The organism is Streptomyces sp. Tek67B01, assembly GCF_055231995.1.
Window position 1 is genome coordinate 5,556,624 of the sequence record NZ_JBUYUY010000001.1, and the last position, 25,460, is coordinate 5,582,083.

At 73.7% G+C, this 25,460-nt stretch carries 21 protein-coding genes; 8 read left to right on the plus strand and 13 right to left on the minus strand.

Annotated features, from left to right (window positions below; genetic code table 11):
- Nucleotides 1-7: 7 nt before the first annotated feature.
- On the minus strand, nt 8-172 hold the full coding sequence (fxsA, locus tag ACV7NM_RS24960) for an FxSxx-COOH cyclophane-containing RiPP peptide (RefSeq protein WP_463412366.1): 165 nt from the start codon (nt 170-172) through the stop codon (nt 8-10).
- A 298-nt stretch (nt 173-470) separates the two neighbouring features.
- Between fxsA and ACV7NM_RS24965 the strand changes: the two genes are divergently transcribed.
- Nucleotides 471-1,646 (plus strand): hypothetical protein, encoded by a 1,176-nt coding sequence (locus ACV7NM_RS24965; RefSeq protein WP_463412367.1) that lies wholly within the window; start codon nt 471-473, stop codon nt 1,644-1,646.
- Between the two features lie 12 nt (nt 1,647-1,658).
- On the opposite strand, the gene ACV7NM_RS24970 is transcribed toward ACV7NM_RS24965, so the two are convergent.
- Entirely contained in the window at nt 1,659-2,561 is a 903-nt protein-coding gene (locus ACV7NM_RS24970) for an alpha/beta fold hydrolase (RefSeq protein ID WP_463412368.1), read from the minus strand.
- A 165-nt stretch (nt 2,562-2,726) separates the two neighbouring features.
- Here ACV7NM_RS24970 and ACV7NM_RS24975 point away from each other — a divergent pair, with 165 nt between their 5' ends.
- A complete protein-coding gene (locus ACV7NM_RS24975) occupies nt 2,727-3,152 on the plus strand; it encodes a VOC family protein (RefSeq protein ID WP_463412369.1) in 426 nt (141 codons plus the stop codon).
- A 45-nt stretch (nt 3,153-3,197) separates the two neighbouring features.
- Here ACV7NM_RS24975 and ACV7NM_RS24980 read toward each other — a convergent pair whose 3' ends face one another.
- Nucleotides 3,198-4,295 (minus strand): DUF3533 domain-containing protein, encoded by a 1,098-nt coding sequence (locus tag ACV7NM_RS24980; RefSeq protein ID WP_463412370.1) that lies wholly within the window; start codon nt 4,293-4,295, stop codon nt 3,198-3,200.
- A gap of 189 nt (nt 4,296-4,484) precedes the next feature.
- Between ACV7NM_RS24980 and ACV7NM_RS24985 the strand changes: the two genes are divergently transcribed.
- The 3 genes from ACV7NM_RS24985 to ACV7NM_RS24995 all read left to right on the plus strand — a co-directional run bounded on the left by ACV7NM_RS24985 (nt 4,485) and on the right by ACV7NM_RS24995 (nt 9,979).
- The gene (locus ACV7NM_RS24985; protein ID WP_463412371.1) at nt 4,485-7,943 is read left to right on the plus strand and encodes a DNA polymerase III subunit alpha; all 3,459 of its coding nucleotides are present in this window, start codon (nt 4,485-4,487) and stop codon (nt 7,941-7,943) included.
- Nucleotides 7,940-8,923: a DNA polymerase Y family protein gene (locus ACV7NM_RS24990; RefSeq protein ID WP_463412372.1), complete on the plus strand. Its 984-nt coding sequence runs from the start codon at nt 7,940-7,942 to the stop codon at nt 8,921-8,923. Before ACV7NM_RS24985 ends, ACV7NM_RS24990 begins: the two co-directional genes overlap by 4 nt.
- Nucleotides 8,924-9,118: 195 nt before the next feature.
- Complete coding sequence (locus tag ACV7NM_RS24995) at nt 9,119-9,979, plus strand: esterase/lipase family protein (protein ID WP_463412373.1); 861 nt, start codon at nt 9,119-9,121, stop codon at nt 9,977-9,979.
- A 30-nt stretch (nt 9,980-10,009) separates the two neighbouring features.
- On the opposite strand, the gene ACV7NM_RS25000 is transcribed toward ACV7NM_RS24995, so the two are convergent.
- The 5 genes from ACV7NM_RS25000 to ACV7NM_RS25020 form a co-directional block, all read right to left on the minus strand.
- Complete coding sequence (locus tag ACV7NM_RS25000; RefSeq protein ID WP_463412374.1) at nt 10,010-11,041, minus strand: lytic polysaccharide monooxygenase; 1,032 nt, start codon at nt 11,039-11,041, stop codon at nt 10,010-10,012.
- A 210-nt stretch (nt 11,042-11,251) separates the two neighbouring features.
- On the minus strand, nt 11,252-12,748 hold the full coding sequence (locus ACV7NM_RS25005; RefSeq protein WP_463414062.1) for a M4 family metallopeptidase: 1,497 nt from the start codon (nt 12,746-12,748) through the stop codon (nt 11,252-11,254).
- Between the two features lie 306 nt (nt 12,749-13,054).
- Nucleotides 13,055-14,107, minus strand: coding sequence for a M4 family metallopeptidase (locus tag ACV7NM_RS25010; RefSeq protein WP_463412375.1), 1,053 nt, complete (start codon nt 14,105-14,107; stop codon nt 13,055-13,057).
- 243 nt (nt 14,108-14,350) lie between these two features.
- Nucleotides 14,351-14,833: a ribonuclease FAU-1 family protein gene (locus ACV7NM_RS25015; RefSeq protein WP_463412376.1), complete on the minus strand. Its 483-nt coding sequence runs from the start codon at nt 14,831-14,833 to the stop codon at nt 14,351-14,353.
- A complete protein-coding gene (locus ACV7NM_RS25020) occupies nt 14,830-15,795 on the minus strand; it encodes an N-acetyltransferase family protein (RefSeq protein ID WP_463412377.1) in 966 nt (321 codons plus the stop codon). Before ACV7NM_RS25020 ends, ACV7NM_RS25015 begins: the two co-directional genes overlap by 4 nt.
- Before the next feature lie 71 nt (nt 15,796-15,866).
- Here ACV7NM_RS25020 and ACV7NM_RS25025 point away from each other — a divergent pair, with 71 nt between their 5' ends.
- Nucleotides 15,867-16,259 carry a GntR family transcriptional regulator gene (locus ACV7NM_RS25025; protein ID WP_463412378.1) on the plus strand — a complete coding sequence of 131 codons (393 nt, stop codon included), beginning with the start codon at nt 15,867-15,869 and terminating at the stop codon, nt 16,257-16,259.
- Nucleotides 16,260-16,282: 23 nt separating this feature from the next.
- Here ACV7NM_RS25025 and ACV7NM_RS25030 read toward each other — a convergent pair whose 3' ends face one another.
- Nucleotides 16,283-16,825: a heme-binding beta-barrel domain-containing protein gene (locus ACV7NM_RS25030; protein WP_463412379.1), complete on the minus strand. Its 543-nt coding sequence runs from the start codon at nt 16,823-16,825 to the stop codon at nt 16,283-16,285.
- A 130-nt stretch (nt 16,826-16,955) separates the two neighbouring features.
- A complete protein-coding gene (locus ACV7NM_RS25035; protein ID WP_463412380.1) occupies nt 16,956-18,065 on the minus strand; it encodes a DUF5925 domain-containing protein in 1,110 nt (369 codons plus the stop codon).
- A 190-nt stretch (nt 18,066-18,255) separates the two neighbouring features.
- Here ACV7NM_RS25035 and ACV7NM_RS25040 point away from each other — a divergent pair, with 190 nt between their 5' ends.
- Nucleotides 18,256-19,068: an SGNH/GDSL hydrolase family protein gene (locus ACV7NM_RS25040; protein ID WP_463412381.1), complete on the plus strand. Its 813-nt coding sequence runs from the start codon at nt 18,256-18,258 to the stop codon at nt 19,066-19,068.
- Between the two features lie 89 nt (nt 19,069-19,157).
- Here ACV7NM_RS25040 and ACV7NM_RS25045 read toward each other — a convergent pair whose 3' ends face one another.
- Nucleotides 19,158-20,768 (minus strand): serine/threonine-protein kinase, encoded by a 1,611-nt coding sequence (locus ACV7NM_RS25045; RefSeq protein WP_463412382.1) that lies wholly within the window; start codon nt 20,766-20,768, stop codon nt 19,158-19,160.
- Between the two features lie 274 nt (nt 20,769-21,042).
- On the opposite strand from ACV7NM_RS25045, the gene ACV7NM_RS25050 reads away from it, so the two are divergent.
- On the plus strand, nt 21,043-21,312 hold the full coding sequence (locus tag ACV7NM_RS25050; protein ID WP_463412383.1) for a hypothetical protein: 270 nt from the start codon (nt 21,043-21,045) through the stop codon (nt 21,310-21,312).
- Nucleotides 21,313-21,649: 337 nt separating this feature from the next.
- Here ACV7NM_RS25050 and ACV7NM_RS25055 read toward each other — a convergent pair whose 3' ends face one another.
- Together ACV7NM_RS25055 and ACV7NM_RS25060 are read right to left on the minus strand one after the other, a co-directional pair.
- The gene (locus tag ACV7NM_RS25055; RefSeq protein WP_463412384.1) at nt 21,650-22,873 is read right to left on the minus strand and encodes a CaiB/BaiF CoA transferase family protein; all 1,224 of its coding nucleotides are present in this window, start codon (nt 22,871-22,873) and stop codon (nt 21,650-21,652) included.
- Nucleotides 22,874-24,185: 1,312 nt separating this feature from the next.
- Complete coding sequence (locus ACV7NM_RS25060) at nt 24,186-25,316, minus strand: type ISP restriction/modification enzyme (protein ID WP_463414063.1); 1,131 nt, start codon at nt 25,314-25,316, stop codon at nt 24,186-24,188.
- Nucleotides 25,317-25,460: the final 144 nt, after the last annotated feature.

Here is a 25,460-nt window from a genome sequence, read left to right on the forward strand (position 1 = left end):
TCCGGTGTCAGAGCGCGGAGTTGAACATCGGTGCCTGAACGTGACGACCGCTTTCCGAGGGCAGGACGCGTCCGAGCGTCTCGGCCGCCGAGGCGCTGTGGACGTCGATCCGGTCGAGCGGGACCAGGGGGGTCTTGACCGTGCTGGTCGTGGGGGTTGCGGAAGTGTTCACGACACCGTCCTCGGGGAGGCCATGCGAAATGGGCAGGGGAGCGGCACCAGCGGACCCGCTGGTGTCAAGCGTGGACTTTACTCGTCCCCACCCTATTGGCAACCGGGACATGACGCCTGGTCAAGCGTTCTATGGAAAGGCTGCCGCAATTCTCGAGGTGCGGTAATCGGCCGTTTGCCGTACATCAAGATCCTGTATTCCTGACACCGGGTCACCACCGATGTCGATCACCGGTGCGAGGGGGTTTAGCATGTCCACGCCACCCCCCTGACCTGCCGTTCGGCCGAAAGTACCCCTCATGCGCCTCCAGCGGACCCTCGCCGCGACCGCCGTTCTCACCGCCCTCCCCGCGCTCGCCGCCTGCCAGGGCGACCCGGCGCCGGCCGCCGGCCGCGCGGGCGCGAGCCCCTCCCCGTCCGTCGCGCGGCCGTCCGCCGGCGGCTCGATCATCGAAGCCCAGCAGTACGTAAGGCAGTTCACCTCCTGCGAGGACCTCAGCGGCGAACCGGACGACCCACGGCTGCCGACGAGCGAGTTCACCCGTGTCGGACAGTGGTCCGTGACCCAGCGGGGCGTGTGCAGCGACCGGCCCGCGCACGGTGAGCTCGTCTTCTACGTCGCCTCCGACATGAAGGAGTTCCAGGAGCGCTACAAGCAGAAGGTCATGGACGCGATCAAGGGCGGTGACGGGGTCTCCGGCCTCAACAGCCGGGTCTTCGTCGGCAAGGGCTACGTCGTCACCCCGACGCAGACCAAGTCGGCCCTCGCCCTCGCCCGGTCCGACCTGCGGATCCTCACCTGCAACCCGACCTTCGCCGTACCCAAGGGGTACAAGAAGGAGAAGGCGCTGGTCGAGGGCTGCGTCCTCAGCGACTTCGTGGGCAGCTCGGACGGCTCCGGGAGTCCGAACCTGGAGACCCCGCAGGACGCGGGCGGCGAGAAGCCGGGGCAGCCGGCCCAGGGCAGCCTCGGGCTCGCGCACGCCGCGAGCATCGCCGAGCTGAGGAAGCTGGTGGCGCCCAGCGTGGACTGCTCGCACTTCTCCACCGACCCCGACACGGTGGCGGTCGAATCGATCGACTACACCCCCGTGGTCAAGGGCAACCCGCTCGACTGGGGCGTGGACGGTCGAGCCCTGTGCGGGGTGCCGGCCGGTGCGCAGCGCGCCCACGACCTCAACTGGCTCGACACGGTCCGGGACATGAAGACGCTCCAAACCAAGGCGAAGGCCGCCCAACTGGCCGACCTCAAGGACGACGGCCGGCTCAAGCACACCGCGAGCCTGCTGCTCGTCGGCGACGGCGTCGCGGTGGAGACCAACGATCCGAGCGCCCGGTTCGGCCTGTACCAGTCGCAGTTCCTCTACCTGAACTGCACGCCCGGCTTCTCCGCCCCGACCGGGTACCGGCTGGAGCGGTCGCAGGTCGACGGGTGCGTCCTGACCAACTACGAGCCCGAGCACCCGGTCGGCTGAGCCGGAACCCGCTCAGGCCGGCTGCTGTTCGCCCGGGAGCGGCGCCGGCAGGTCGCGCAGCAGCCAGGTCAGTACGTCGGGCAGCGCGCGCAGGGCCGCGAAGTGGGCGGCGGCCGGGTCGAAGGTGGTGGTGGCGCCCGGGATGCGGCGCGCCAGCCAGCGGGAGTGGCCGACGGGCGAGAACACGTCCAGCTCGCCGTGCCAGATCAGCACCGGGCAGCGGATGTCGGCGGGGTCGAAACCCCACGGGCCACTGAAGGCCATCGCGTCGTCGATCCAGCCGTACGCCGAAGTACGCACGCCTTCACGGTAGTTGCGCAGCAGCATCGCCCGCAGGCCCGCGTCCGCGACGATCACGCGGTCGTTCTCCGTCAGCTCCCGGCGCAGTTCCTCCAGCAGCCGGCGGGGGTCCTTGCGGATTCCGTCGGCGCGGGGGATCAGCCGGGCGGCGAACTCCTCGGGGTCGTCGTAGGCCCTGGTGTACTCCTCGACGTTCGAGGCGGCCATGCCGTCGAACCAGTCGAGGTCCTCCGCGTCCCGGGGCGCGAGCGGGACCAGGGCCGCCGTGCGGGTGACCCGGTCCGGGAGCAGGGCGGCGCAGGCCAGCGCGCCGGGACCGCCGCCGGAGCGGCCGGCGACGGCGAAGCTGTCGAGGCCGAGCGCGTCGGCGATCGTGGCCACCTCTTGGGCGACGTCGGCGACGGTGCGGCCCGGGTGGCGGTCGGAGCCGCCGTAGCCGGGGCGGTCGTAGGCGATGAGCTGTACCCGCCGCTGGTAGAGGACCATGCCGCGCGGGGCCGGTCCCAGACGGCTGCCGGGGGTGCCGTGGAGGAGGAAGACGGGCTTGCCGTCCGGGTCCCCCCAGCGCTCCACCATCAGGGCGCGGCCGTCGGCGGTGCGCACCAGATCGCGCACGCGCTCCCTCCCTCACGTTCGACGCGGGCAGTCAGGGTGATTGTGCGCTTCGGGGCGGGGGCGCGGTAGAGCGCACCCGGTGGCAATTTCCCGGCTCGTCCGGGGGCGCCATGCCGTCCCCGGTGCCTCCCTCCCCGCGGGCGGCGGCCACGGCACAGTGGGCACATGAACGCAGACGACGAGAACGTACTGGCCCGGGGACGCGTGGCGACCCGGCTTCCGGCCGCGGACCTGGACCGCGCGCGGCGCTTCTACTCCGAGCGGCTCGGTCTGGAGCCCGTGGACGAACGGCCGGGCGGGCTGCTGTACCGGTGCGGCAGCACGGAGTTCGCGGTGTTCCGGTCGACGGGGAGTTCGTCCGGCACCTTCACCCAGATGGGGTGGGAGGTCGACGACCTGGAGACGGCCGTGTCGCAGCTCAGGCGGCGCGGTGTGGTGTTCGAGGAGGTCGACGTACCCGGGTTCCGGACGCGGGACGGGATCGCCGACATCGAGGGCAACTACCCCAGCAAGGGGGCCCGGGGGGAACGCGCCGCCTGGTTCCGCGACAGCGAGGGGAACCTGCTGGGCATCGGCGAGCCGGTCGCCTGAGGAGGCGCCCGGCGGGGTCCGGTCCGGCCTCGGCCGGAACCCCGGTCAGGGCCCCGGCGTCCGGGTGGCGGGGCCCGCCGTGGCGCCGCTGCCCACCGCCGGGCCGCCCCTGCCGCGGTGGAGGACCGCGCTGATCAGGGTGACGGCCGCGCCGAGGACCGCCCAGGCGGACAGCACCAGCATCGCCGGGCCCGCGTCATTGCCCCGGAAGTACGTGATCGAGCGGGCCGCGTAGGTACCGGCGCCCGGTGGCAGGGCCGGTCCGATGGCGCTCCAGAACGGCGGGAGCAGCGGATAGGCGTAGGCGCCGCCCGCGCTCGGGTTGCCCAGGACCACCACCAGCAGGATCGCCAGGCCGATGCCGACCACCCCCGCCACGCCCTGGAACGCCAGGGTGATCGCGCCCACGGCGAAGACGACCAGGGTGCCCAGCCCCCACAGGGCCATGACGCTGCCGGGCAGCGCGCCCAGGATCGGGCCCGCGATGACCGTGCCCAGCAACCCGGCGGCGATCGAGTACAGGAGCAGGGCGGCGAGCCGGATGACGGCGCGGGCGGAGTTCGCGGGCCGCGCCCCGGCGCTGATCGCCAGGACCGCGGCGCACAGGTAGCCGCCGACGCACCAGCCCACGACCAGGTAGAAGGAGCTCAGGCCGCGGGCGTCCCCGGCGGCGGCCGGGGCCACGTCGACGATCCGCACCCCGCGCCCCTGGGCCGCCTCGACCCGACCGACGACCTCCGCGAGCGCCTGGGAGAGCGAGGCCCCGGCGCCGCTCGCGACCAGCAGCCGGTCGGTCTTGCCGCTCGGATCGATGATCAGCGCGCCGTCCACGTCCCGGGCCTTGATCCGCGCGAGCGCCGCCGCCTCGTTGGGGACGGTTCGGGTGTCGAGCGGTTCGCCGGGCAGGGCGCCGAGGCGCTGCGCGGAGCGGGCGGCGACCTGTTCGGCGGGCGCGGTCACCGCGAGGGGGATCCGGCTCGGCGCGGGGTGGTGGAAGGCCCCGATGTAGGAGGTGATGAAGGCGAGCTGGAGCGCCAGGACCCCCAGGACCAGCAGGAAGGCCCGGGTGCTGACGGCGTCCTTGAACTCGGCGGGGAATCCGCCGGAGGGACCCGCGGATGCGTCGGTGGTGGGCTGGGTCATGTCTCACACGCTCGGCGGAGCGGGGGCGGGGCGCAGCAGGGGTGGGCCGAACGGGGGAGCGGGCCTCTCGCCAACCGGTGCGAATGGAGGATCGAACAGGTGTTTCGCACGGGTATTCGAATTGCTCTATGGTGGAGACGGGGAGGCCAAGGAGTGTTGGGAGCATCGAGGGAAAGCAGGAGGCCGCGGGTGCCCGGGTTCACGCATCTGCACACCGTTTCGGGGTTCTCCATGCGCTACGGAGCCTCCCACCCGGAACGGTTGGCGCAGCGCGCCGCCGAGCGGGGCATGGACGCCCTCGCCCTCACCGACCGCGACGGCCTCGCGGGCGCGGTCCGCTTCGCGCGGGCGGCGGCCGAAGCCGGGGTGCGGCCCCTGTTCGGGGTCGACCTGGGGGTCGCCGGAAGCCCCGCGACCACCGCCCGCGCCGACTCCGGTGAGGCCTCCTCCCGGCGGCGCAACCCCGTCAGGGGCGGCGCCTTCGTCGACGAGTCCGCCGCCCGCGCCGTCTTCCTCGCCCGCGACGGCGCGACCGGCTGGGCCGAGCTGTGCCGCATGGTCACCGCCGCCCACGCGGGCGCCCCCGACGTCCCGCTCCTGCCCCGGGAGGAGCTGCGCGGCGCGAGCGGCGTGTTCGTCCTGCTCGGCCCCGGCTCCGAAGTGGGCCGGGCCCTCGCCGCCGGCCGACCGGACCGGGCCGCGCGCCTGCTCGCGCCCTGGCGGGAGGTCTACGGCGACGACCTGCGCCTGGAGGCCGTCCACCACGGCCGCACCGGCACCGGGCCCGGCTCGCTGCGCTTGGCCGCCCGTACGGTCGGCTTCGCCGTGGAGCAGGGCGTCCCGGCCGTGCTCACCAACGCCGTCCGGTACGCCGACCCCGGCCAAGGGCCCGTCGCCGACGTCCTCGACGCGGCCCGCCGGCTGGTCCCCGTCGACCCCCGCAAACCCCTCGACAGCGGCGAACGCTGGCTCAAGGACCCCGCCGCCATGGCCGAGACCGCCGACAGGATCGCCCAAGCGGCCGGACTGCGTCCCGCCGACGCCCGCCGGCTGCTCGCGCAGACCCGGCGGACCGCCGAGGCCTGTGTGGTGGACCCCGAGGACGACCTGGGGGTCGGGTCCGTCCACTTTCCCGAGGCCCGGCTCGTCGGCGCCGCCCACCGCACCGCCCAGCGGGTCCTCGCCTCCCGGGCGGCCGCGGGCATGGTGCTGCGCGGCTACGCCGGCGACCGCCGGTACTGGGAGCGGATGCACGAGGAACTCGACATCATCGCCTACCACGGTTTCGCCTCGTACTTCCTGACGGTCGCCCACGTCGTGGACGACGTACGGGAGATGGGCATCCGGGTGGCGGCCCGCGGCTCCGGCGCGGGTTCCCTCGTCAACCACCTCCTCGGCGTCGCGCACGCCGACCCCCTCGCCAACGGCCTGCTGATGGAGCGCTTCTTGTCCAAGCGCCGCCGGGTCCTGCCCGACATCGACATCGATGTGGAGTCCGCCCGCCGGCTGGAGGTCTACCGGCGGATCATCGACCGGTTCGGCGCCGAACGCGTCGCCACCGTCTCCATGCCCGAGACCTACCGGGTCCGCCACGCCATCCGTGACGTGGGCGCCGCCCTGTCCATGGAACCGGCCGCCGTCGACCGGCTCGCCAAGGCCTTCCCGCACATCCGGGCCCGCGACGCCCGCGCCGCGCTCGCCGAACTCCCCGAACTCCAAGGTGTGCGGGGAGAGTCGCACGAGCGGCTGTGGGAGCTGGTCGAAGCGCTGGACGGGCTGCCGCGCGGGATCGCCATGCACCCGTGCGGGGTGCTGCTCTCCGACGCGACGCTGCTCGCCCGCACCCCGGTCGTGCCCAGCAGCGGCGAAGGCTTCCCCATGTCCCAGTTCGACAAGGACGACGTGGAGGAACTCGGACTGCTCAAACTCGACGTGCTGGGCGTGCGGATGCAGTCCGCGATGGCGCACGCCGTCGCGGAGCTGCGGCGCGCGACCGGGCAGGAACTCGACCTGGACGACCCGACGCAGGTGCCTCCGGGCGACGAGGCCACGTACGAGCTGATCCGCTCGGCCGAGACGCTCGGCTGCTTCCAGATCGAGTCCCCGGGCCAGCGCGACCTGGTGGGACGGCTCCAGCCCGCCACCTTCCACGACCTGGTCGTGGACATCTCGCTGTTCCGCCCCGGCCCGGTGGCCGCCGACATGGTGCGGCCGTTCATCGAGGCCCGGCACGGACGGGCCCCGGTCCGCTTCCCGCACCCGGACCTGGCGGACGCGTTGCGGGAGACGTACGGGGTGGTGGTCTTCCACGAGCAGATCATCGAGATCGTGCACGTCTTGACCGGCTGCGGCCGTGACGAGGCCGACCGGGTGCGGCGCGGGCTGTCCGACCCGGACTCGCAGGGGCGGATCAAGGTCTGGTTCGCGGCGACGGCACGGGCGCGCGGCTATTCGCCCGAGGTGATCGCCCGGACCTGGGAGATCGTGGAGGCCTTCGGCTCGTACGGGTTCTGCAAGGCGCACGCCGTGGCCTTCGCCGTCCCCACCTACCAGTCCGCCTGGCTCAAGGCCCACCACCCGGCCGCCTTCTACGCCGGACTGCTCACCCACGACCCCGGCATGTACCCGAAGCGGCTGCTGCTGGCGGACGCGCGACGCCGGGGCGTGCCCGTGCTGCCGCTGGACGTGAACCGGTCCTCGATCCACCACCGTATCGAACTGGTGTCCGAGGTGCCGCCGCTGTGGGGCCTCCGGCTCGCGCTGGCCGACGTCCACGGCATCAGCGAGGCCGAGGCCGCCAAGATCGAGGCGGGCCGGCCCTACGCCTCCCTGCGCGACTTCTGGGACCGGGCCCACCCGGGACGCCCCGTGGCCGAACGACTGGCCCAGGTCGGTGCGTTGGACGCGTTCGGTGCGAACCGCCGGGACCTGCTGCTGCACTTGAGCGAACTGCACGGCGCCCAGCGCGCCGCCGACGCCAGGGGGAGCGCGCAACTCCCGCTCGGCGGCGGCCGGGCCACCGCCGCCGTCGGGCTGCCCGACCTCAGCGAGGCCGAGCGGCTCAGCGCCGAACTGGGCGTCCTCGGCATGGACGCCTCGCGGCACCTGATGGCGGACCACCACGCCTTCCTCGCCGAGCTGGGGGTCGTCCCCGCCCGGCGGCTGCGCGACGCCGAGCACGGTCGGACCGTACTGGTCGCCGGCGCCAAGGCGGCCACCCAGACCCCGCCCATCCGCTCCGGCCGGCGGGTCATCTTCACCACCCTCGACGACGGGACCGGCCTGGTCGACCTGGCCTTCTTCGACGACAGCCACGAGGCCTGCGCCCACACCGTCTTCCACTCCTTCCTGCTGCTGGTGCGCGGAGTGGTGCAACGGCGCGGCCCGCAGAGCCTGAGCATCGTCGGAGCGGCGGCCTGGAACCTCGCCGAACTGGTCGAACTGCGCGCGCGGAGCGGCCTGGCGGCGGTCACCGCCCGGCTGTCCGAACCCGTCCGCGAAGACACCGCGGCGCCCCCCGCTCCCGGACGCCGCATCCACCTGCCGACCGGCTACGAGATGAACCCGTGGGCCGACCTCCAACCGCCCGGGACGGGCCCCGCGACCGGACGCAAGCTGTGGCACTCCAGCCCGGGGAGCGCGGGATGAACAGCGCGGTCCTGCACGTCCGGTGCGCCCCGACGCTGACCGGCGAGGGCTACCGGGAGGTCCTGGAACTGCTGCGGGAGTTCTCCCCGGTGGTACAGGCCCTGCCGCCGCGCGCCGCGCTGGTCCAAGTGGGCGGGGCGCGGCGCTACTTCGGCACGGACGCCGCCCGTATCGCCGAGGTGGTCCGGCTGCGCGCGGTGGCCCGGTTGGGCACCGACGTCCGGATCGGGGTCGCCGGCACCTGGGCCGTGGCGGCGACGGCCTCCGCGCGGGTGCCCGGACCCGGCGGCGTCCTGGCCGTCCCCGAGGGGGAGGTGCCCGACTTCCTCGGGCCGCTGCCGGTGGAAGCGCTGTACGGGATCGGCTCCCGGCAGGCAGAGGCGCTGCGCGGCTACGGGCTGCATACGATCGGGGCGCTCACCGAGGTGTCCCCGGGGGTCGTCGAGCGCATCCTCGGCAAGCGGGCCGGCCGACTGGTCGTGGAGCGCGCCCGCGGGATCGACCCGCGCCCGGTCACCCCCAGGGACCTGCCCTCCTCGACCGCCGTCCGTGCCCGGTTCCCCCGGGAGGAGTTGGACGGCCCGCACGCCCGGGCCGCACTGCTCGCCCTGGTCGTGCGGCTCGGCGCCACCCTGCGCGGGCGCCGCCAGGCCGCGCGGGCCCTGACCCTGACCCTGCAGTTCGCCGGCGGTACCCGCTGGGAGAAGACCCGGCGGCTGACCGAACCCTCCGCCCACGACGAGGACCTGCGTGCCACGGCGTACCGGCTGATGGACGCGGCCGGCCTGCAACGGGCCCGGCTGACCGGAGTGGTGCTGCGGGCCGAGGACCTCACCGGCGCCGAGGGCGTGGCCCGCCAGCTCACCCTGGACCCCGTCCGCGAGTCCCGTCTGACGGTCGAGGCGGCCATCGACCGTGCCAACGCCCGCTTCGGCCCGGGCACGGTCCGCCCGGCGGCCACCTTCGGCAAGGCCTCGTAGGTCCTCGGTAGGTCGTCGGTAGGTCCTCCGGGGCCTAGCGGTAAGCCGGAGGGCGGCTCGACGCACGAGTTTTTACCGACGCGTAACTTCCAAGTCTTGCTACTCGCCCGTAATTTATCGGCAGCAGCTCCCCTTGTGATCCGGATCACGGGACGAACCCCCCGCACCATCCCCATGACGCAAGGAGATCACTCGATGCTGCCCTGGCGCCGCCTGCTCCGCCCGCTGGCCGTCCTCACCCTCGCAGCCGCCGCGCTCGTCGCCCCCACCGGCGCCGCGCAAGCCGCCTCCGCCCCCACCAGCGGCTGGAACGACTGGACCTGCAAGCCGTCCGCCGCCCACCCGCGTCCCGTCGTGCTCGTGCACGGCACCTTCGGGAACTCCGTCGACAACTGGCTCGGCCTCGCGCCGTACCTCGTCCACCGCGGCTACTGCGTCTACTCCCTCGACTACGGCCAACTCCCCGGCCAGACCTTCTTCAACGGACTGGGACCCATCGACAAGTCCGCCGTCCAACTCGGGACCTTCGTGGACCGGGTGCTGGCCTCCACCGGCGCCGCCAAGACCGACATCGTCGGCCACTCCCAGGGCGGCATGATGCCCCGCCAGTACCTCAAGTTCCTCGGCGGCGCCGCCAAGGTGGGCACCCTCGTCGGACTCGCCCCCGACAACCACGGCACCACCCTGTCCGGCCTGACCCAGCTGCTCCCGTACTTCCCCGGCGCCGAGGACCTGGTCAGCTCGGCGACCCCGGGCCTGGCCGACCAGATCGCCGGGTCCGCCTTCGTCACCAAGCTCAACGCGGGCGGCGACACCGTCCCGGGAGTGTCCTACACGGTGATCGCCACCAAGTACGACGAGGTGGTGACCCCGTACACCAGCGGGTTCCTCAGCGGGCCGAACGTCCACAACGTCGTGCTCCAGGACCTGTGCGCCCTCGACCTCTCCGAGCACGTCGCCATCGGACTGACCGACCGCATCGCCTGGCACGAGGCGGCCAACGCCCTCGACCCCGCCCACGCCGAACGGACGACCTGCGCCTCGGTCTTCCAGTGATCCTCGGCTGACCCTCGGCGCCCGGGAGGTCTAACGGCCGTGACGGCCCGTCGTCGAACGGCGGCGGGCCACCGCGAAGAGCACGGCCGAGCCCACGGCCAGGGTGGTCGCCCCGGCGATCGCGATCATCGGGGCGGAGCCGTCGCCGCCGGTCTGCGCGAGACCCCCACCCGTCGAGGCCACCGCCGTCGCCGACGACGGCGAGGCGAGCGGGGAGTCGGCGGTCGAGCCGTTGGTGTTCGGGTCGTTGTCGCCGTGGCCGCCGTGCTCCACCGTCGACTTGGACGCGCCCTCGGAGATCTGCTCGTCCGTCGGCGGCTTGGCCACGGGACCGTTCGACGGCTTCGCACTCGCGGCGCCGGCGCCGGCGCCGCCGGTGTTCGCGGTGCCGCTCGGCTTGGGGCCGGGCTTGCCGCTCCCCGTGTCCTGGCCGAAGACCACGTCCGAGCAGGTGTAGAAGGCCTCCGGGCTGTCCGAGCGCTGCCAGATGCTGTAGATCAGGTGCCGGCCGCTCTTCTTCGGGACCGTGCCGGAGAAGACGTAGTCGCCGCCCCGCATCTCCGGGTCGGTGACCTTCGCGAACGGCTCCGGTTCCAGGTCGGACCATTTGAGCGGCTTCGTCGGGTCGTAGCCGTCCTTCGTCACGTACAGCTCGAAGGTGCCCTTGTGCGGGGCGGTGCCCTTGTAGCGGAAGGTGTGCGGGCCGGACGTCAGCGCACTGGCCGGCCAGTCCGCGCGGGCCAGGTCCAGGCCCCGGTACTTGTCGTTGCCCGCCGAACACAGCTGCCCGTTCGGGATCAACGCCCGGTGGCTGCCCGCCGCGTTGGCGATGTTCACGGCGTTCCAGTCGTAGAACGCCTGGGCGCCGCCCGCCGCGACCGCCGCCTTGCAGGCCGCCGACCGCGGGGATTCGGGGCCTTCCGCGTAGCAGGCCGCCACCCGGCTGACCGGGTCCGTCATCGAGCCGTGAGCGGCCGCCGGCGCGGCGGCGTACGCGGCCACCGCGAGCGGGGCGAGGCCTGCGGCGGCGATGCGGCCGACGGTGCGGGTGACGGTACGCATGGTGGAGCTCCTCCGGGCGGTGGCGTCGTGGGACGCCAGGGGGGCCGGGCGGCGCGTCCCCGGACACGAGGTGTCTCCGACGCCGTCCCGGCCCTCCCTGGCCCCGCCAACCTAACCGCCCCGACCTGCGGTTCCGCGCGGATCGGGGCGGTCGAGGCGATCCTTAGGCCCCTCTTAAGGCGCAGGTAAGCAGCCCCTGAGGAAGGGGGCTCACTTCACGTTGACCGCGGTCCAGGCCGCGGCGACCGCCTGGTACTCGGCGCCTCCCGTTCCGTACAGGTCCGCGGCGGCCTTGAGGGTCGCCACCCGCGCCCCCGCGTAGTCCGTCGAGGAGGTCATGTACACCGAAAGCGCCTTGTACCAGATCTTGTACGCCTTGGTCCGGCCGATGCCGGCCACCGTGGAGCCGTCGGCGGTCGGGGAGTTGTAGCTGACGCCGTTGATCGTCTTGGCGCCGCTCCCCTCGGACAGCAGGTAGAAGAAGTGGTTGGCGACACCGGAGGAGTTGTGGACGTCGAGGCGGCCGACGTTCCTGTCCCAGTAGTCGGCGGAGGCGCCGTCGCGGCTCGGCTTGTCCATGTACCGCAGCGGCGTGCCGTTGCCGTGGATGTCGATCTTCTCGCCGATGAGGTAGTCGCCGGGGTCGGAGGAGTTGGCGGCGTAGAACTCCACCGAGGTGCCGAAGATGTCGGAGGTGGCCTCGTTGAGACCGCCGGACTCCCGGGTGTAGCGCAGCCCCGCCGTCGAGGCGGTCAGGCCGTGCGACATCTCGTGGCCGGCCACGTCGAGCGCGGTCAACGGCTTGGTGTTGTTCGTGCCGTCGCCGTAGGTCATGCAGAAGCAGCTGTCGTCCCAGAACGCGTTGACGTAGGCGTTTCCGTAGTGGACGCGGGAGTACGCCGCGACGCCGTCGCCGCGGATGCCCAGCCGGCCCAGTTCGTTCTTGTAGAAGTCCCACGTCACGGCAGCGCCGTAATGGGCGTCGACGGCGGCGGTCTGCCGGTTGGCGGGGGTGCCGTCGCCCCAGGTGTCGTCGGCGTCGGTGAACAGGGACCCGGTCCCGGTCGTGCCACCGGTCAGGTCGTAGGTCTTGTGGCCGCCGCGGGCGGTGTCGTTCAGCTCGAACTGCGAGCCGTTGGCCTTCGTGCCGACGGTGACGGAGCCGCTGTACTCACTGGCGCCGATGCCCGTCTCGATGGCGTCGTAGGAGTAGAGCACCTTGCCGCTGCGGGCGTCGGTGACCGTGTGCAGCTTGCTCGGCGTGCCGTCGTCACCGACGCCCTCGGTGACGCTCTCCCAGGCCAGTACCGGCGCTCCGCCGACGGCCCAGACGACCTTGCGGGCGCCCTTGGGGGCCGCGAGGGAAGCGGTCTTGGTGTCGACGGATATCCGGGCACCGTAAGCCTTCGTGGTGGAGCGCGCGCCGTTCTTGGCGTGCACGACCAGGTCGCCGCCGAGAACCGGCAGACCGGCGTAGGTGCGCTCGTAGCGGGTGTGGACGGTGCCGTCCGCGTCCTTGACGACGTCCCGGACGACGAGCCCTTCCTGATCGCCGAGGCCGATGGCCTTGGCTGTGGACGGGGCGTCGGACTGTGCCCGGGCGATCGCGGAGGCGCGCGCCGTCCCGGTCAGCGAGACGGCCGTGGCGCCGGTCTCGCGCTCGGCGGCGGCGTTGGCGGGGCCGCTCTGCACGGCGAGGGCGACCATCGCGGCGGAGGCGACGAGAGCGGCGGCGCGGAGGGCGTGAACACGGCTGCGGGAGGTGGGGGTTGAGGACGTGGGGTGAGTCACTCGTTGCTCCTTGGCTGGCCAGTGGGGGCAGTGATGGAGACAGTGCCAGGAAGTCACCCCGGATTGGCAGGTGCGCAACAAGAATTTGACCTTCTCGTTGTCCGCAGAACGCAAAGCGGTGTCCGCTCGGCGGTGAATGCGCCCGGTTTCGGAAGGAGTTGCTCCGCTACCGCCCCGGGGACGACGGCCCGGGGCGGTAGCGGCTGCGCGCGAGGTGCGGGGCTACCCGATGCCGGGGATCTGCCGCGCGGCGAAGGCGGCGCGAACGGCATCCGCCGCGGTCTTGCCGTACATGCGCTGCGCCGTCGAGATCGTCGTGCGCGCCGCGTCCGCGAAGTCGGTGTCGGCGCGGAAGCCGAACTGCGCGTCGACGATGATCCGGTCGGCCGTGCGGGCACCCAGCGCGCCCCGGATGTCGAAGAGCGCGCGCGACCAGATCTCCCCGTCCGCGTGCACCTCCCCGACCCGGTCGGCGTACACCTTGGCCCCGTCGATCCGCCGCAGGCAGTGCGGGGCCGCGCTGTAGTCGGTCGAGTCCCAGTCGCCGACGCACGCCAGGTCCGTCTTGCGCGGCCACCCGTATACATCGTCCGCGTGCGCGCCGACCTCTACCGCGAGGTAGTCGCCGAACGCCTCGCCGATCGCGCCCGCCTCCGGGGAGCTGCCGAAGCCCGGAACCTGCGCGTCGTGCACCGCGTGGCCGTACTCGTGGACGATCACCTCGGCGTCCTCGGCGTCGTCCACCCCGCCCTTGCCGAAGCGGATCTCGCCCCTCTTGTCGGAGAAGAAGGAGTTGTCGGCGCCCCACTGGTTGATCCGCACCGGCTGGGCACGGTCGTTGGCTCCCGGCAGTTCGCTCCCGAAGCCCAACCCCTGGAGGTACTCCTGTGCCTCGTTCACCCAGAAGTACGCCATGACCTGCTCGAACCGGTCGTCCGAGCGGTCGTACCCGGCGGCGTCCGAGGTCTTCGCGGAGGGGCCGGTGTCCGAGCGGACGTACGCCCACTTCCCGGACAGCGAGCCGCTGCCGTCCAGGTTGCGCAGGGAGGCCAGGGCGTAGGCGGAGGCGGGCACGGCGTCGGCGCCGTCCTTGGAGTCGGTCAACGTCTGGTCGCCGGAGGACTGGACGGGGTTGACCATGAAAATCCGGGCCTGGGGGAGCCGCGTCGGCGCGGGGCTTGCCGAGGGCAGGGCCGAGACCGGGCCGGCCAGGGCGAACAGCGCCGCGGTGGCGGTGCCCGCGCAGACGAGGCCGCGGGGTATGCGGCGAGCCATAGACGTCCTCCTGTAAGGAAGTGGTGGCGTGGTGAGGCGTGATCCTCGCGCACGCCGACTCCCGGGCGCCAGAGGTGGGGGGAAGTGATGGTGCGGGTGGGGCGAGCGGGCCACCCGGGGCCCCGGGTGGGCACGCGATGTCGCCCGGGGCGCCGGGCCCCTCCCACGCCGCGACGGTCAAGGCGTCCGCCCCAACGGCCGGCTGCACGGGCCCGTACCGCCGCCGGGCCCGCCAAGCGGTCCCTAGGCGAGCAGTCCGGGGAGGCCGGCAGGGGTCCTGGCCTGGGCTTCGAGGGCGTCGAGAGCCCGTACCGCCTGCGCGGCGGCCTCCGGGTCACGCTCGGCGAGGCCACTCGCCGCGAACTCGTCCTCGTCCAGGCGCAGGACGTCAGACCCGTCTGCGGAGACCCACAGGTCGAGGTCGAGGTCCTCCACCACGATCTCCCCGTCGCCGACCACGGCCGGCCGGGTCACGTCGCAGTACCAGCCCTTGAGGTGGCCCTCGCCCGTCCGGACCTCCTTGATCGCGTACCAGCGGCTGCGCCAGAAGTGCTCGGTGAAAACGTCGCCGGGCTCGAAGCGCACGAAGCCGAAGTCCCGTACGCCTTCGGCCGCCCAGGGAGCGCGCACGGAGAGCCGGTCACCGGTGTCGGCGACGAGTCGGGCCGGATAGCGGATCTTGGTGTTGCCGGCCTTGACGAGGGCGACGGTGAGCGGGTCGGTCATGCTGTCACTTCCTTCGGGTCCGAGCGGGGAACGAGTCGCTTCGCGAAACGGGTCTCGATGGCGCGGACCTCGTAGCCGAACCACTTGTTGACGGCGAGCATCGGCGCGTTGCCCGCGTCGTTGCCGGTGAAGGCCTCGGTACAGCCGGCCGCGAGGGCCCGGTGCAGCGAGACGGTCTTGGCGAGCTTGGCCAGACCGCGACCGCGGTGGGCGCGGCGGGTACCGGTCATCGCGGAGCCGTAGCGGCCCGCCCCGTCGGTTCGGGCGGCGGCGAAGGCGGCCACGACGCCGCCGACGAGGACTACCGTCGTCAGGTCGTGGTCGAGCGAGGGCTCGCGCCACACCTCGGTGAGCCAGTTGTCGTAGTCGTCCAGGTCCACCGGCAGGTCGCCCGGCTCGTCGGACGTGACCTCCGCGTCAGCCTCGTACAGCGGGCGGGGATCACCCGCGAACGCGGAGGCGGGGCGCAGCTCGACGCCGGGAGGCAGCACGGCCGGATACGGGGGCAGGGTGTCCGCCGACAGCTCCAGGCGCAGGAAGTGCGCGGAGCGGCCGGGCCGGTATCCGTGCCGTAGGGCGAAGGCGTGGTCCGCCGGTTCGTCCAGGACCCAGGCGTACGCCTCCACCGCGCCGGCGGCGGTCAGGTGCTCCTCCGCCGCGCGCAGCAGGGCGCTCGCGACACCGAGGCCGCGATGGTCGGGATGTACCTGGAGGTTGACGTAACCCCGGCCCGGTTCGGGGCTCTCGTGCGCGATGCCGACCTGGGCGGTGGCGACGGCCGGGCCGTCCGCGCGCTCGGCGAGCAGGACGCGGTGCCGCTTGTCGGGGTGGGCGGAGGCAACCTCGTGGGCCACCCCCGCCGAGGTGCTGATCATGAACGGGAGGGCGGACCGGCGCAGGCGTACGACGGCCTCCGCGTCCCCCGGATCACCTGGGCTCAGATCGCGGATCGAAAGGGTCATGCGGCCGACGCTAGGCGCGGGGCCGCCCGGGCGCCTGCGAATTACCGGCGCGGTGGGGGACAATCGGCCCCGTGACCTCGACTTCGACCAAGCTCAAGATCAAAATCGACGGCGCGGCCGGCGCCGCCGCCCCGTACGAGCAGCTGCGCGCGCAGATCGCGGACGGGGCCCGCGCCGGGCGGCTGCCGGTGGGGTTCAAACTCCCGACGGTCCGAGGACTGGCGGAGGAACTGGGGCTCGCGGCGAACACGGTGGCCAAGGCGTACCGGGCCCTGGAGGCGGACGGCGTGATCGAGACGCGGGGGCGCAACGGGACGTTCGTCGCCGCCGCCGCGGACTCCGCCGCGCGGGAAGCCGCCGCGGCGGCGCAGGCGTTCGCGGAACGCGCCCACCGGCTGGGCCTGACCCGGGACGAGGCCGCGGCCGCGGCGGACGAGGCCCTGCGGGCGCGGTACGGCGCCTGAACCCCGCACGGCGGGAGCGCCGGTCAGGCCTTGCGGGAAGCGAGCCGCGCCATCAGGTGGTGCTGCATCGGTTGGCCCATGGCCTCCATCTCCTGCACCACGACCAGCTCCCCGCCCTCCAGGGTGTACCGACGGCGCATCCCGGTCACCTCCTTGGCCCGGGGGGTGACCGACACGGTCCGTGTCGCCATCTCGAACTCCGTGCCGCGGGCCCGGCCGACGTACGTCTCCACGATCCCGGTCGGGTGGGCCAGGACCACCTCCAGGGAGGCGTCGGGCAGGACCCGCCACCAGCCGACCTCCCGCCCCGACGGGCGCAGGGCCGCGCCGGACCCGTCGATCAGCCAGGCGCGGGACTCGTAGCGCAGGAAGGGCCGCCCGTCATGGCTGAAGGTGACCTCCTGCTCGTAGCGGAACCCGTGCTCCAGGGTGGGGTACTCGCCGCTTCCCCGGCCGTGCCAGCGCCCGATGAGCGCCAGCACGGGGCTCAGCTGCGGGTGCGGCTCCGGGCCCTCGCCGAGGACGAAGGTGTCGGGGTAGGGGTTCTCCTGCGCCGGTTCGAGCACGTGGACTCCTGTTCGGTGTGCGGGGGTCGCCGGGACCGCCCGGGCACGGCGGGGCGTCGTCGTCGCCATCGTCGTCGCGGTCATTGTCGTCGCGGCCATTGTCGTCGCCCGGGGGCGGTCGGGGCGGGAGCTACAGGTAGAGTCCCGGCTCCGCGCCGTGGCCCTGCGGCGGCAGGAGGGCCGAGGTCGGCCCCGTACCGCGGCGCAGCGCGAACAGTTCGGCCAGCGTGGCGCCCTCGCGGGAGACGCCCTCGTCGGTGCCGAGCCAGTCCGTCGCCTCACGGGGCGTCAGCCGCCCCACCTCGATGCGCGCCAGGCAGCGGCCCGGGCGGACCACCGCCGGGTGCAGGCGCTCCAGGTCCTCGTTGGTCGTCACCCCGACCAGGACGTTGCGGCCCTGGCCCAGCAGGCCGTCCGTCAGGTTCAGCAGCCGGGACAGCGCCTGCCCGGCCTGGTGGCGTGCCTCGCCGCGGATCAGCTCGTCGCAGTCCTCCAGCAGCAGCAGTCGCCAGCGGCCCTTGGCCGTGCCCTCGTCCTCGCCGATCGCGATGTCCATCAGGTACCCCACGTCGTTGAACAGCCGCTCCGGGTCCAGGACGCAGTCCACCTGGCACCAGTCCCGCCACGACCGGGCCAGCGTCCGCAGCGCGGAGGTCTTCCCGGTGCCGGGCGGCCCGTGCAGCAGGAGCAGCCGGCCCGCGATGTCGTCCGGGGTCACCTTCATCAGCCGGTCCATCGCCTCGGCCACCGGCGCGGTGTAGTTGGGCCGCACCTCCGCCCAGGTGCCCGCCGCGATCTGCCGGGTGGTGCGGTAGGGGCCGCGGCGCGGGGAGACGTACCAGAACCCCATCGTGACGTTCTCGGGCTGTGGTTCGGGTTCGTCCAGCGCCCCTTCCGTGGCCTGATCGAGCACGAGCACCGCGAGTTCGTCGCTGGCGGCCGTCACCGTCACGTCCGCGCCCCGGCTCCAGCGCGACACGAGCACGGTCCAGCCCTGGCCCTCGGCGAGCGTGGCACTGCGGTCGCTGTCGCGAGCCGAGCGCAGCACGGTGGCGCCGGGCGGCAGCAAGGTGGCCTCCGCCTTGACCCGTTCGATGGAGACGCTGTGCGAGTAGGGCTGCTCGCCGGACGCGAACCGGCCGAGGAAGAGGGCGTCGACGACGTCCGACGGCGAGTCGCTGTCGTCGAGGGTGAGCCGGATCGGCAGCGCGTCGTGCGGGTTGGCTGACATGGCGCCCATGATCCGGCACGGACTGGGCTCCCGCACCCGTGTTTCGCCGGATCGGGTGCTCGGGTTTCCTCCTCAAACCCCTCGTCGGTGAAGGTTCGGAACGGATTCCGCTTCGAACATTCTTGGCATGGACACTTCCAGTCAGGCCGTGCTCGCTGTACCAACGACTCAGGAGTAACCCCCACTAGGAGCCGCACACATGAGCAAGAGCCCGTCGCGCTTCGCCACCCTCACCTCCGCCCTCTTACTCGCCGCGGGCGCCGCCCTGTTCGGCGCCGGCCAGGCGGCCGCCTCCGCCCAGGCCGACTTCGGCTACGTAGCCCTCGGAGACTCGTACTCCTCCGGCGTGGGCTCCGGCAACTACGACAGCGGGAGCGGCAACTGCAAGCGCACGCCCCGGGCCTATCCGGCCCTGTGGGCCGCCGCCCATTCCCCGCAGACCTTCTCCTTCGTCGCCTGTTCCGGCGCCCGGACGGGTGATGTCCTCTCCGGTCAGCTGGGCTCGCTGAACTCCGGCACCGACCTCGTCAGCATCACCATCGGCGGCAACGACGCCGGATTCTCGGACGTCATGACGACCTGTGTGCTCCAGTCCGAGTCCACCTGCGTCAACCGCGTCAACCAGGCCAAGGCGTACGTCGACTCCACCCTCCCCGGTCAACTCGACCAGGTCTACAACGCCATCTCCAGTCGCGCCTCCTCAGCCCACGTGGTGGTCCTCGGCTATCCCCGCTTCTACCAGCTGAACGGTTCCTGCGTCGCGGGACTGACCGAGGGTGAACGCAGCGCCATCAACGGCGCCGCCGACTACCTCAACGCCGCCATCGCCAAACGCGCCGCCGACCACGGCTTCACCTTCGCCTCGGTTGCCGGCGCGTTCACCGGACACGAGATCTGCTCCGGAAGCGCCTGGCTCCACAGCCTCAACTGGGCCGACATCGGGGAGTCCTACCACCCGACGGCCACGGGGCAGTCGAGCGGCTACCTGCCCGTCTTCACCGGCAAGGCATAAGGACGTCCCAGGCCACCCGCGCCGGCCGGCTCCGGCCCCGCGCCGGCGCGGGTGGCCCCGGGCCGGCGCGGGTGGCCCCGGGCCGGTCGCTACGGCGTGCTCCCCGGGTCCGGTGTCGGGCTCGGGGAGCCGGAGGCAGCCGGTGGAGCGGAGGAGGAGACCCCGGTCGTCGGGATCTCCTCCTCGCACGTCACGGAGAAGTCCAGCCAAGCCGAGACCGCCCGTGCGGGTCGGCGCACCTCCAGCCGGACCGCGTCGGAGAAGCCCCCACCGGTACCGCGGCCGGACTCGGTGTGGTCGAACTGTCGGGTCTTGGCGCCGCCCGCCTCGTACGCGACGCTCTGCCAGCCGGCGTCCGAGCCAGCCTCGCCGCGCGTCACCCAGCGGTACTCCACCTCGGTGGGGACGGCGTCCACCTCGATCGTCCCGGTGAAGGCGGGCGCGTCTGCCGGGCGCGGCGGGCAGGCGCCGCGGTAGCCGCCGTGCAGGGTGTGGACGTACAGCGTCACCTTGGGTACGGGCGTCGGGCTGCCGCTCGTCGAGGGCGAGGTGGAGGGGTGGGGCGTCGCACTCGGGGACGCGGGCGCCGAGCCCGTGGGTCCGCTCCCGCCGCTTCCGCCGCTCGCGTCCGTCTTCTCTCGGGCGTCGAGCAGCAGCCGGCCCAGGACGACCACCGCCAGCAACAGCACCACGATCCCGACCGTCAGCACCACCCCGGCCCGCTCCCGTTGGGCTCGCGGAGCCGAGTCCCGCGGGGCGAGGGGCGCCGTGGGCGCCGGGCCGTAGGGGCCCGGCGCCGGGCCCGGCCCGTACACGGGGATCGTCGGAGCGTCCGGCCCTGCCGTCGGGCCGCCCGGGTCCCGTACGGTCCCACCCGCGCCGACGACCCGCAGCATCCGGGCCGCCTCCGCCGCCGACAACCGCTCGGCCGGGTCCTTGCGCAGGAGCCCCTCCAGTACGGGCGCCAGCGGTCCGGCCCGGCGCGGCGGCGGCAGCTCGCCCTCCACCACCGCCCGCAGCGTGGTCAGCGGGGTGTCCCGGCGGAACGGCGAAACCCCCTCGACGGCCGCGTACAGCAGCACCCCGAGCGACCACAGGTCCGAGGCGGGGCCGGGCTCGCGGCCCAACGCCCGCTCCGGTGCGAGGAACTCGGGGGACCCCACCACCTCGCCGGTCATCGTGATCGCCGAAGAGCCCTCCAGGCTCGCGATCCCGAAGTCCCCGAGGAGCACCCGGCCGTCGTTGGCCATCAGTACGTTGGCGGGCTTGACGTCCCGGTGCACCACTCCCGAGTCGTGCGCGGAACGCAGCGCGGCCAGTACCTGCTCGCCGACGTGCGCCGCCCGCTGCGGACTCATCGGCCCCTCGCCCTCCAGCACCTCCGCCAGCGAGAGACCGCGCACCAGCTCCATCACGATCCAGGGGCGGCCCTCCTCGGTGGCCACGTCGTAGACGGTCACCACCCCGCGGTGCGAGACCCGCGCCGCCGCCCAGGCCTCCCGCTCCAACCGCCGGTACATCCGATCGACCTCGGCCGCGTCCAACCCCGCGGGGGCCCGGACCTCCTTCACCGCGACCTCACGGCCGAGCACCTCGTCCCGGGCCCGCCACACGACGCCCATGCCGCCCCGACCCAGCGGACCCAACAGCCGGTACCGGCCGGCGACGACACGCCCGCCCTCATCCACGTTCCCGCTCACCCGAGCCCCCCGAGTCCGTCACCGGATGATCACTCCAAGTTAGCGCAGCGGGCGCCCCTTGACACGGGTGGTGACAGGACTGCCGCGAAGGAGCCCCCGAGGCGCGTCGGACACCCTCCCGTCGATGCGGAGAGTAATCGCCGACTGCGCTGAGTAATCGTCAACTCCCCTGAGGTATAGGGGTAATTCACACCACCGGGATACCCGGGGGCGACGTGGGGACGATAGGGTTAACCTGCCCGGGCCGGGTGCCCTCGTACGGGTGGGGAGAGACATGGAACAGATAGCGATTCGCAGCAGGCCGCCTCGCGTGCCTGCCATCACGTGCGGCAGCAGTGCGACCAGCTCGCGCCTCGACCGCCACCTCGCCGTGCTGGGCGGACCCGCCGTCCCGCACCACGAGGCCGCCGAGGCGACCCTGCTGATGCGCGAACTCACTTCCCGCGACCACACGCACGTCCAGCGGAGCCGGAGCGCGCGCGTCGCGCTGTTCGCGCCGCTGCGCCGGCTGCGGCGCACGCTCTTCGGCAGCCGCCGCTCGTAACTGCCCCTGCGAGGCGGCCGGGTCGTTCCGGCCGCAACCCCGGCCCCGACTTGTCCACGGCTCGTCCAACGGTGTGCCCCGGCTGTGCCCACGGGCCGGCTGCGGCGTGCCCCGGCCCTTCCGGGCGGTCCCTCGGTACCCGCTGTCTCACGGTACCCGGCGGCCCCTCGGCGTTCCGGCAACCCCGCGCGCAGTCTCGTGCCGGGTTGCCGGACTCCGCCGCGAAAAGGGTCTCGCCGTGGCCTCGCCGTCACGAGGCCCCGTCGTCGGACTCCGTTCCCGGTCCCAACCCCCGTCCCTGCTGCCGTTCCCGCTGCCGGCCCGGCTCCTGTCCCGCTCAGGCGATCACACCGTCCCGGCGCAGTGCGGTGATCCCCTCGTCGGTCATCCCCAGGCCCCGTAGCAGCGCGTCGGTGTGCTCGCCCAGCGCGGGCACCGCCCCCATCCTGGGCGGCGGGCCGTCAGGCAGCCCGATCGGCGGCAGCAGCGCCCGCAGCGGACCCGCCGGTGACCCCACCTCCCGCCAGCGGTCGCGAGCGGCCAATTGCGGGTGCGCGGCCAGCCGCGCCACCGAGTTCAGTCGCGCGCAGGCGATGCCCGCCGCCTCCAGGCGCCCGATCGCCTCGTCCGCGTCCAGTCCGGCCAGCGCCTCGGCCACCACCGTGTCGGTCTTCTCCCGGCCCCGGGTACGCACGGCGTTCGTCGCGTACGCCGGATCCTCCGCCAACTCCGGCCGTTGCAGCACGTGTTGGGCGAGGCGGCGCCACTCGCGGTCGTTCTGCACGGACAGCAGGACGCGGTCCCCGTCGGCGGTCGGGTAGGCGTCGTAGGGCGCGATGACGGCGTGCGCGAGGGCCGTCCGTACCGGCTGGCGTCCGCCGTGCATCGTGTGGTGCAGGGGGTGCCCCATCCACTCGGCGAGCGCGTCCAGCATGGACACCTCCACCCGGCCCCCGCGGCCGGTGGTCCCGCGGCGCAGAAGGGCGGCGAGCACCCCCGAGAAGGCGTACATGGCGGCGGCGATGTCGGCAGCCGGAATCCCCGCCTTGACGGGCTGCTCGGGGGTGCCCGTCACCGACACCAGCCCCGCCTCGCACTGGACGAGCATGTCGTAGGCGCGCTTGTGGGCGTACGGGCCCTCGGCGCCGTAGCCGGAGATGTCCACGGCGATCAGCCGCGGGTAACGAGCGCACAGCGCGGCCGAATCGAGACCGAGCCGGGCGGCGGCGCCCTGGGCGAGGTTCTGGACGAAGACGTCGGCGCCGTCCAACAGGCCGTGCAGGACGTCCCTGCCGCGCGGATCCTTGAGGTCCAGCGCGATCGACTCCTTGCCGCGGTTGGCCCAGACGAAGTGCGAGGCGAGGCCCTGGGCGGTGGTGTCGTAGGCGCGGGCGAAGTCGCCGCCGTCGGGACGCTCGACCTTGATCACCCGGGCTCCGAGATCGGCGAGCTGGCGGGTGGCGAAGGGGGCAGAGACGGCCTGTTCGACGGCGACGACGGTGACGCCGTCGAGGGGCAGCGGATCGGCGACGGGCGGCGCGGGGTGCGTATCGGGAGCCATGACAGCCTGCCTACCTGCTGGGACCCGCTCCTGTCATCCGGCACAGTGCCGAGATCTCATCAGGTCCCGTCCCCGGGCTGCCGGTGGTTGGCGGTTGGCGGTTGGTGTCGGTTGCCGGTGGTTGGTGGCCCGGGCGGGGTCGCCGGGGGTGGGCGCGGAGGTGGGTGAACCCGGCGACCCGAGGCTCCCCGCGCACCGCTGCGTCGAGCAAGCCGCACGAGCGGCGGGTCGGCAGTCGTACGGTGCCGACACCGAGCGATCGCCGCGCACCCTCGCCGCCCCGCTCGTGCCGTCGCCCTTCAGTACCGCCGTGGGGCAAGCGGCGCTGCTCCGGACGTGGACAGTGCGGGCGGCACCAGAGGCAAGGGCGCCGCCGGCGCGGTGGCGGCTTCGGCCCGTCGCGTGGGCGTACCTGCCCCTCGGGCTCCCATCGGGGCGCCGGACCGGCTCGACCGGAGCCGGTGCCGCCCGGCCACCGGGATGCCGGGACCCCTACCGGAGCGGCGCCGAGGAGCAGCACACCCGGCCCCGGGCGAGGCGGTCCACCGGCTCACTTCCGCTTGGGCGGGCCGCGTGAAGCGGCGCCCGGAACCCACTCGCCGAACCGACACAGTGCCTGATCCGGTGACAACGGCGCTGTTCAGGGTGGCGCTGATGCCGGCGGGGCCGCCGACGGGCTTAGAGCGCCACCCGCCGGGTGCCCGCGTCGCCCCCGGGCCGCGCTGTTCCGCTTCAAGGTGTCGAGCAGCCAGGCGAACGGCGTGAGGGACCGCTCTGCCGCGGTGTCTCGCAGCCGCCGCGCGGTCCCCTGGTCGAGGACGACCTCGTGGGTGGCGCCGTAGAGGGTGCGTTGCGGCGGTCGTGGCCGGTCGGTGGGCGGCGCTGCCGCTACGAATCCCTCGCCCACGGTCCGCCAGTACGCGGCACACGGACGGGCACCCGCCTCGGCTCGAGCTGCCGGCCGCCGCAGTGCGCGGGTGGCTTCGCGCGGCCACCTCTGGCGGACCGATCGGCACAGTCGCGAGCGCGGTGCGCGTGCCGGGTGGGGGCGCGGGCTGCGGCGCCCCACGCCATGCACCCCCTTGGAACTGCTCGCGCCGCCCGCGCTGCCCATGCCGATGGCAGCGCGGGCGGACGGGCATCCGGGCCGATCTGCGCGATGCGTTCGGCCGCTCGGTGCGGCGGTCTCCGGCCGAGTGGCCGCCGTAGGGCGGCCGGGACCGCCGTACCGTGGCACACCGGGAACCCGCAGGGGTCGACCGGTCGCATCGGCGGGCGGAACGCCACTGCGGCTGGGCGGGGCGGGGCGGCGCTACAGCAGGGCGAACTGGCCGCCCGGCCCCTCCTCCTGGTGGTCCAGGACGGAGGCCGGGCGCCGGGCCCAGCGCGGCGGGGGCAGCACCCCGGCGGCTCCGAGCTCCTCCACCGACAACGTCGGCCCCGGCTCGAACGCCGCTCGCGGCGCAGCCAGATCGGCGAGCAGAGCCAGGGCCGTCACCAATGACAGGAGCTCCGAGGTCCAGGCCTGCGGCCACTCGACGGGGCCCAGCGCCTCCAGCCCCTCCGCCTGTGCCGCCCGGTGCGTGGCGCGGGCGTCGAACCAGGCCTCCAGTACCCGGGCGCCTTGGGCCTCGTACTCCCAGGCGCCCGCCGGGACGGGGGAGATGCTCCCGCCCCCGAGGGTCAGCGTCTCGGTCTCAGGGTCGTAGGCGAGCCCGCCCGGCCAGGTGGTGACCGCCGACCGGACGTACGGCCGGCGCCCGCCGGGCAGCCGGGGCGCGTCCCCGCCCCGCGCCCCGCGCAACTGCACCGCGAGCAGCCGCCGGCCCAGTTCCAGGCCGGCGCGCCAGCGCTCCGGGTCGGCGGCGAGGGGGACCTCGTAGACCCTCCGTGGTCCGGGCCCGGGGCGGGCCGCCGCCAGGATCCAGCACAGGACGTCCTCCGGGGCGACCGGGCCGCCGTAGCGCTCGCCCAGCAGGGCCGGCAGCCCCGGTGCCACGTTGGGTTCCGTACCGCCGGGGCGCCGGTGCAGGGGGCGCACCCGGCCGAGCCGGCCGACCGGGAGGTGGGCGGTGACCAACGGCTCGGGGGCCTCGACGAGGAACAGCTGCTGATCGTCGCGGACCCGCCACAGCTCGGGGCGGGCCGCGTCGATGAGCCGCTGGTCCGGCAGGAGCCACTGCTCGTCGAAGGGGGCGCGCAGGACCCGTACGGGCTGCGGGCAAGGGCCGGGCGCCACCGCGAACGGGGCGGTGGCGGACCGCTGCCCGGGCAGCGCGGCCGCGCCCGTGGCCGGCGTACGTCCCCTGGCCGGGCGGAACAACCGCTCCTGCTCGGCGCCTTCGGCGGCGGCGAGCGCCGTCCAGCGGGCCCGCAGGGTGGCGGCGTCGGGAGCCGCGACCCAGTCCCGTCCCAGGCGCGGGGAGCGAACGGCCCAGGGCATCAGATCGTCCAGCAGCGGGTTCTGCGGCGGTACGTCGGTGCTCACGCGGCCGATGGTATCGACGGCGGGCGGCGGCCGGGCCCGGTCCCGACCGAAGCGTTACGCTCCTTGTATACGTCTATGTGGGCATTTCCGACAGGAGGC